Source organism: Clostridium lacusfryxellense (genome assembly GCF_018861735.1).
In the GTDB taxonomy this organism is placed as follows: domain Bacteria; phylum Bacillota; class Clostridia; order Clostridiales; family Clostridiaceae; genus Clostridium_AD; species Clostridium_AD lacusfryxellense.
The window spans coordinates 1-7,612 of record NZ_JAHLEB010000097.1 but is presented as its reverse complement, the minus strand read 5'-3'; the positions used below and the strand labels follow the sequence as shown (position 1 = coordinate 7,612).

5 protein-coding genes are annotated in these 7,612 nt (G+C 31.6%); 1 reads left to right on the top strand and 4 read right to left on the bottom strand.

Features of this window, described 5'->3' with window-relative positions:
- Positions 1 to 104 precede the first annotated feature (104 nt).
- The 3 genes from KPL55_RS24920 to KPL55_RS24910 all read right to left on the bottom strand — a co-directional run bounded on the left by KPL55_RS24920 (position 105) and on the right by KPL55_RS24910 (position 3,311).
- Positions 105 to 830, bottom strand: coding sequence for a hypothetical protein (locus KPL55_RS24920; RefSeq protein WP_216309458.1), 726 nt, complete (start codon positions 828 to 830; stop codon positions 105 to 107).
- Positions 831 to 1,019: 189 nt separating this feature from the next.
- Positions 1,020 to 1,958: an alpha/beta hydrolase family protein gene (locus KPL55_RS24915; protein ID WP_216309457.1), complete on the bottom strand. Its 939-nt coding sequence runs from the start codon at positions 1,956 to 1,958 to the stop codon at positions 1,020 to 1,022.
- Between the two features lie 174 nt (positions 1,959 to 2,132).
- Positions 2,133 to 3,311, bottom strand: a complete 1,179-nt coding sequence (locus KPL55_RS24910) for an ROK family protein (RefSeq protein ID WP_216309456.1) — start codon at positions 3,309 to 3,311, stop codon at positions 2,133 to 2,135.
- Between the two features lie 324 nt (positions 3,312 to 3,635).
- On the opposite strand from KPL55_RS24910, the gene KPL55_RS24905 reads away from it, so the two are divergent.
- Positions 3,636 to 4,676, top strand: coding sequence for an SIS domain-containing protein (locus tag KPL55_RS24905; RefSeq protein WP_216309455.1), 1,041 nt, complete (start codon positions 3,636 to 3,638; stop codon positions 4,674 to 4,676).
- Positions 4,677 to 4,733: 57 nt separating this feature from the next.
- Here the strand turns inward: KPL55_RS24905 and KPL55_RS24900 are convergent, their stop codons facing one another.
- Positions 4,734 to 7,154: a glycoside hydrolase family 38 N-terminal domain-containing protein gene (locus KPL55_RS24900; RefSeq protein WP_216309454.1), complete on the bottom strand. Its 2,421-nt coding sequence runs from the start codon at positions 7,152 to 7,154 to the stop codon at positions 4,734 to 4,736.
- Positions 7,155 to 7,612 lie beyond the last annotated feature (458 nt).

Here is a 7,612-nt window from a genome sequence, read left to right as displayed (position 1 = left end):
AATAATCTGCTTAGTAAAAAAGCAAATAACCACTAGATAATAATTAGTATTATAGTTATAATTTGACTTAGGAATGCAGTTTCATAAAGCTATATTTTGACGCACTACACTGCAAAAACCAATGTATTCTCAATACCATATATTGTTCCATCCACAGCTTCACTTCTTGGGTTTTCATATTTCATATTATTGTTATCATCGAAAAATAAACTAATATGTTTTTTAATTGTATCATTTGCTTTTTCTTTGTATAACCCATCCCCAAGGTCCATTAATCCGTCTAGAACGCAACCTTCCATCCATCCAAATGGTTGAATAGAAGCTAAAGAAAACATGCGGTTATAGAACTTTTCTAATTTATCGGTTTCTTTATTTACAAGTATATGAGGAGAAAATAATTCATCTGCCTCTGGATTAGTACTGGAAAATATCCATAGAGGTTGGCTTCCCTTTAGCATCCTTAGTCCGATTCCTTCTTTGAAAACATTTACAGCATATTCCTCTTTGATTTCTATTTCGAAAATTTCAAAAACATGTGCATATCTAATATCGAATTCACCTATCACTTGTCCTGAATTAATAAGAAATACTTGTATTAGCTTTTCCTCTCTTACATCTAATGCTATAGTAATTCTAAACCTAACTGAATCATCAATAAGTGGATTCTCTGACCAAAAAAACTTCAAAGTATCATTTGAATTGGACTCCACTACAGGGACTGCCAACCATCCAAAATGAATACGTTTTGAATTTGGTACTTGTAACTTGGAAACATCTTGCACTTTACCAATATGATATTGTAATTGATTATCGTTTAACTTTGCGTCCATTTACTCCTCCTTAATTAATCTACCTACGGCCTGTTCTTTTCTCTAATTGATATAATCTGAATGTAGACTTACTATAAATTTAAATCTATTCGAAATAGCTATACTAAATATATTAATTTACTGTTTTAACAATACACATAAGAGTATTGAGGTGTCTAAATTATGAATACTTAATGCTTGTACATATTTTTACAAGTATTTCTTAAACCATTGTATGATCCTATCAATCATTATATCTGGAACTTCATGACCTATATTAGGGTATTCAATTAAACTATATTTTTGTTCAATTTCTGAATGATCTTTATTTATTGTTTGGATTAGCTGTCTTACTCCATTTATAGATATTGTTGGATCGTCAATAGCATTTTGTATAAGGAGCGGAATTGATGCTATTCTTTTATAATTATTTATTGGATTATTTATTTTAATAATTTCCTTTAACTCCTCATCATATTTGTCTTGCTCTATTTTCTCAGTATTAAAAACCCAATCAGGTGAAGAAAGCATTGGAGCTGCTACCTTGATTCTATCATCATTTGCTAGCGTTAAGAAAGTTACGTACCCTCCCATTGATATTCCAGACATACCAATCCTGTTTAAATCTACGCGGCGATCATCCTTTAAATTGTCTATAACTTTAGAAATATCCTCCGACGTGCCCTTAATAACTTCAAGAAACTTTTTGCAATTTACAACCTTATCATTTTCATAAAAATATTGACTATAATTCTCTACAATACGTTCACCATGAAACCTAGCATCTGCAAGCACTACAAAAAAACCTTCCTGTGCCAGAACAATACCTCTATGTAAATCAATAATTTTATCTCCAAACATACCATGTGCAAAAATAACAACGGGTAAAGGTTTATCACTTTTAGGATAGCAATAGAGAACAGGTATTTCACCACTCGTAACAATATTATGCTCCAAAATCAATTCAACATCATTTGTTTTATTCTCTAAATATTGCATTAAAAACTCCGTTCCAAGCTTTAACTCATATGAATCTGTGTCACGAGATGAAGTCACATTCAAAATTTCATTATCATCCTCGTATCCTTTGCAGGAAAAACTATTTTCATTATTTAGAATACCTGTTACTATAAATTTTTTACTCTTCATATCAAACTACCATTATTATGAACTATAATAGTATTCACCATCCTTCCAATTTTAAATATATTGAGTTAGTTAATCAACACCATCTTAAGATAATGACTATTTTTTTTATTACATACCTTTAATATCATTGCCTTAAACTTAATTTCTGTTAACGCCGCAAATTCAGCAGGTTCATTACGGCACCCACTGTTTAATAGTTAGTTCAGAACACCCCTGATAAATTAAGTTCTTGTAACTCTTACTATTACAAACAGAAAAATTATGAAACTTATCTAAACTACACCTACTTTGTACTTCTTCTATCATGCTAGGATACAAATATCCAAAAATTCTTTCTGTTATCCCGCCCATGTATACGATCTTTGGGTCAAAAATGTTAACTAAAATAGAAATAAGTTTCCCAAATAATTTCCCATTTTCAACAATAACTTCGATAGCTTTTTTTTGGCCAGCTTCCACCTGGAAAATAAAATTCTCCCATGTGTCAAAATCATAATTTTTGCTAAGGAATTCAGTCCCATAGTATTTTTTTAAAAATCCTTTTTTGGATAATTCAGTTTCTATGCAACCTATACTGCCACAGTAACATTTAAAACCTTTTTCTCCAATAGGCATATGATTTATTTCACCACCTAATCCACTATTACCTGTAACAAGATTTCCTTGAGTAATAATTCCAGTACCAAGACCTTCTCCTGTAAAAATATATATTAAATTCTTAGTTTTAAATTCTTTAGGATCATATAATGATGCTGCGGTAACAAGTAAATTTGACTCGTTTTCAATGTATGTAGGCAACCCAAATACTCTTTCAAACATATCTTTTAATGGCTTATCCTCATACAATCCATTTGTTGAATTAATTATAGTCTTATTGTCCTTAAAAAATATCCCTGGCACAGCTACCCCAAGTCCAAGTAAATAACTCCAATCAATATTATGCTCCTCTATCATATTGTCTGAGTGCTTATAAAGTTCATCAATAATACTCTCTGCTGTAAGAAGTCCAAAAACACTTATTCTTTTCTCTGCAATAACTTCATTTTTTAAATTTATTAGCGCTAAATCAACCTCAGTATCCTGAGAAAGATTGATAGCTAATGTAAGCTTTACCAATGGCATAATTGAAATTAGCCCGGGAATTCTACCCCCATTTGAGTTTAAGGATGAATTAATACCCAATATACCATCTTTAATTAATTCGTTACATAAATTTGATACTGTCGCAAAACTAAGTCCCTGATTATCAGAAATTTCTTTTTTAGTAGCAGGTATACTAAACCGCAAATAATCAATAATTTTTTTAGTATTATAACTTCTAATCTGCATGGTATTCCGAACTATCTTTGCCATTTATTTCCTCTTTTCAACTTATTATAAGTATACTAATAATAGATTAAACTAGCTTCTTATCATTGTCAATTAAGATTTAATCTTGGTTACACATTTTATATAATTTAATGTAAAATTAAGTGTGTTATTTTACAAGTTAAATAGTATCATACACTCAGATACTATTTATAATAATAATTGTGGTATTTGAATTTGACACCATACAAGTTTTAATCTATACTTATTATTATAGTTATAATAAGTATAATAAATACAATGTAAAGCATTTAATTTAACAACCTAATTTCATGTATTATATAAATTCGAAAAATAATGGAGGCTATTATGAATAATTTTTTAAAGGATGTATTAGACCAACCAGTTAGCTTAAGGAATTCACTACAAACTTTAATTTCAAGTGGTAGCATCAAAACAATGAACAAACTTGACGTATGTCAATTTGAGAAGATAATTTTTTCTGGAATGGGAAGCTCTCATTTCTGTAATTGCGCAGCCAGTTCTTTACTAAATCAAAATGGTTATATATCAACTGTTATTTCAGCAAGCCAATTGCTTCATTATGAGCTAGATTCCATTAATATAAATACTCTTTTGGTTCTTGTATCACAATCTGGTGAAAGTGGTGAGATTGTAAAACTTATTGAGAACATACCTGATAGTATCACTGTAATTGCAATAACTAATAATGCTAATAGTATTTTAGGCAAACGAGGAAACTATAAACTTATTTTAAATGTACCTGATGAGGAAGCAGTAAGTACTAGGACTTACCTAGCATCATTAATAATATCAAACCTATTGTCAAAGGCATTAGTTGGACAGTTATCTGAGCACTTTATAGAGGAGGTTAGTAAATCAATAGATGACCTTGAAGACTTTTTAACTTCATATAAACAAACAAGTTCCTTAATAAATAACTTCATTAAAAATCCCACCTACTGTTGCATTATTGGTAGAGGATACTCTTTAACCTCAGTTCATTCTGGTGCTCTATTTATAAGAGAACTCGCAAAATATCCTAGCATAGATTTTGAAAGTTCTGAATTTAGACATGGTCCACTTGAGATGGTTAATGAAAATTTTTTAGCCTTAATATTTGCTCCAGATGGACAAACCTATAAATTAAATGTAGGTTTGGCTTTAGATATAGCTAAACTTCATGGAAAAGTAATATTAGTAACAAATCGTGAATCGGAGATTATTAATGAAAACATTCTAGTTATTTCGCAAAAACCATGCTCTGAATTTCTGGCACCTATTAATGAAATTGCACCATTGCAGCTTTTAGCTAATTGTTTAGCTGTAGCAAAAAAATTGGAAGTAGGAACGTTTCTACACTGTTCAAAAATAACGAAAGTTGAATAAAATAGAAAACCGCTTAGTGTATTTTCACTAAGCGGTTTTCTTTTTCATTTAGTATAATTAATTTCTCTTAATTCTTATAGTCTTTATTTCAAATGCTTTAACAGGGTACTCTATGTTTCCATCTATACATAAAAGTTCTTCAAATTTTTCTTCTTTTAAATTTGAGTGCCATGCTTTCTTACAATCTTTAACAAATAATCTAGCAATCGTAGCTTGCCCTGCTGTTTCATAAATACGTATAGCAAGTTCATCTATATCATCATCTGTTGCCTTAACTGCTGAAAGCACTAAATTTTCAGGAGTCAATTTAAGGAATGCCTCCTCCTTTGTGTCAGCATCCATGACCCCTTCTCTTAGGACTACATGTATTGGATTATTTATCTCTTGAGCCGCAGCTACAACCGGTGCTTCTTTCCATGACCCTGCATATGGTACAATTGCAAAATCAAACTCATGATCACCATGTTGTGATGAGGTATCATCAGAAACCATCCCAGCATATTCTGATTTTGGAGCCCTTATCAAAGTATTTAAAATTGTACCACCATTTACCTCTACTCCTACAGTTCCTCTATTTATAAGTGCTAAACCATAAATCTTGTCTTCTATGGCTACAAACCTGTGAGCAGGCCATTCTCCCCTGGCAGTTCCCGTTACTCCATAAGGCTTACGACGTACCGTTCCAAAAGGTATTTCATAAATTCCTGAAGATGTATCAATCTCCGTAGAAAGTTTAAGCCTTATACGACTTGCTTCACCTTTCCAGTGTATCCTCAGTTTCAAGTCAACCCTTTGTTTTCCTTTTAAAAGCATAAATTCAGCTTCCCATGTAAGTTTGTTATTTCCCTCCGCCCAAGGCAATTGTGGGAATTCACCAGATAACATAACGCTCTGACCCAAATCTGATGGATCAAGTCTAAACACACTTATTTTCCCTGATTCTGCTGCTACTTCTGAGGAAGCTGGCTCCTCAATTTGAAAATTACCATTATCCTGCTGAACGACCAGGAAATCCCCTGCATTTTCCATAAGAATTTCATTTGTATCTTTCCACACCAATCTCTTTAGCCCATATTTATTATCAAATTCAATAAGAATAGTCTCATTTTCTATTGTTGTTGTTTCGACCTCATATTTTTCAATACTTTTCTTACCGCCCTTTTCTACTAGAAAATTCTTTGTACCCATCGGGGGCATCATTGCATGTATTCTAAGATTTCCATCTTTAATTTCAAATGATAGATTTTCTTTATTCGCAGTAACCTTTGAAACACCTTCCATTGATGGTGTCAAAGGCACTGTTATTATATCACTGCGAATCCATGGTAATCCATTGAAAGCTGTTAATGTTAACTTGTCCTTATCCACTGAGAGTTTTGGTAATATTGTATCAAATGACTCTCCTAATATCTCTTGTGCTGTTTTTTCTACATTATCAAATATACTCATAAGTTTTAGGAATACTTCCGTAGGATGTGAGCCTGTAAACACATCGTGGAACTGATTGTATGCCATATTCCACCATGAATTTTCAAGTTTCTTCTCCCAACCAGAACAATTTAAAATTGATGCCCACTTTTCAGCTTCAAGTAGTAAATTTTCTACCTCCCTATTTTTTATTCTAATAATAGTTCTTAAAGAAAATGTACCAGTAAATTCTGGGTTTAAATCACCATCTTCAATTGGCCAATCTTTCTTTGCTTTTCTAATTGCATTAAAGTACTCGTATGGCATTGCCAATTTCCATTCTTCATTTTTTCTTTCCTTATTACGATAATCAATGCATTTAAGGGAGTGCTTACTTATGAGAAGTTCATTTTCTGTGCACAATGACACAAAAAATGGACCTTCCCCTTCTAATTTATCTGCCCTTGAAAATGTCTTATCAATATAACCCCAATCTCTGTAGCATGTGGATGCGGTTTCCTCAGGCCTTAAATATCCAGAATATACATCACCACCTACTATATATATCTGGCTACCATCTAATCCTTTTGATATGAACCTTTGATGGTATTTTCTACCACCAAATCTGCAAGCCATAAGATTTTCTATACCAAATTGGTTTAAAATTTGAGGAATCTGTGCATTAATACCAAAAGTATCCATAAGCCATCCTGTCTTGATATCAACACCAAAGTTTTCTTTAACCCATTTTAAACCAATGACCTGGTTCTTTACATAGGATTCACCGTTTGGAATATTTGTTTCTAGTGTAGATGCCATTCCCCCAACCATTTCAACTCTTCCTTGTCTTACATAAACCTTTAGTCTTTCAATTAAATCAGGACGACATTTTTTTAAATTACGAAAATGAGCCGCTTGTTCTATAACATATTTATATTCCGGATTATGATCCAATCCATCTAATAAACGAATGATGAACACCTCAAGCATTTCAGCCATTTCAGCCCCGTCTCTTTTCCAAGCTAAATCAACATGAGTAAACTCCATTACATAATACTTTTTAATAGACACTAATACACTCCTTCATAAATCATTATTATTTATCTTTAATAAAATTAAGCAGTTCAACATAGCTGGGACTACGACCATTATTTACATAAAATGATGAGGTGGCATTCCCTATTAATAAATTCAAACTTATTTTACATGTTATAATAAGTATAATTTAATGTCTTTATATCGTCAAGTAATAATGAATAAAACCACCTATAACATTAAAAGTTATAAGTAGCTTTATTGGCTTTTCTAAATTTGTGCAATATTTACATGGAAACACTACATTTAGTACGTTGAACCAAATATAGAATTGGGTTATACTTTTATAATGGATCAATATCTATAGAACTTTTAGTAGTTTATTTTAGGGGCTTGTGAAATGCTAAAATAAAAATTGTGGATAACTTTTGGGAAAACCTCCAAAAAGTGCAAAAAAAAGAGTACTCAAAGAACCCTTGAAAAAATGTAATGCG

Excerpts from the sequence above, each read along its gene's own strand:
- KPL55_RS24920 (WP_216309458.1), bottom strand. The coding sequence starts at position 830 with ATGGACGCAAAGTTAAACGATAATCAATTACAATATCATATTGGTAAA.
- KPL55_RS24915 (WP_216309457.1), bottom strand. The coding sequence starts at position 1,958 with ATGAAGAGTAAAAAATTTATAGTAACAGGTATTCTAAATAATGAAAAT.
- KPL55_RS24910 (WP_216309456.1), bottom strand. The coding sequence starts at position 3,311 with ATGGCAAAGATAGTTCGGAATACCATGCAGATTAGAAGTTATAATACT.
- KPL55_RS24905 (WP_216309455.1), top strand. The coding sequence starts at position 3,636 with ATGAATAATTTTTTAAAGGATGTATTAGACCAACCAGTTAGCTTAAGG.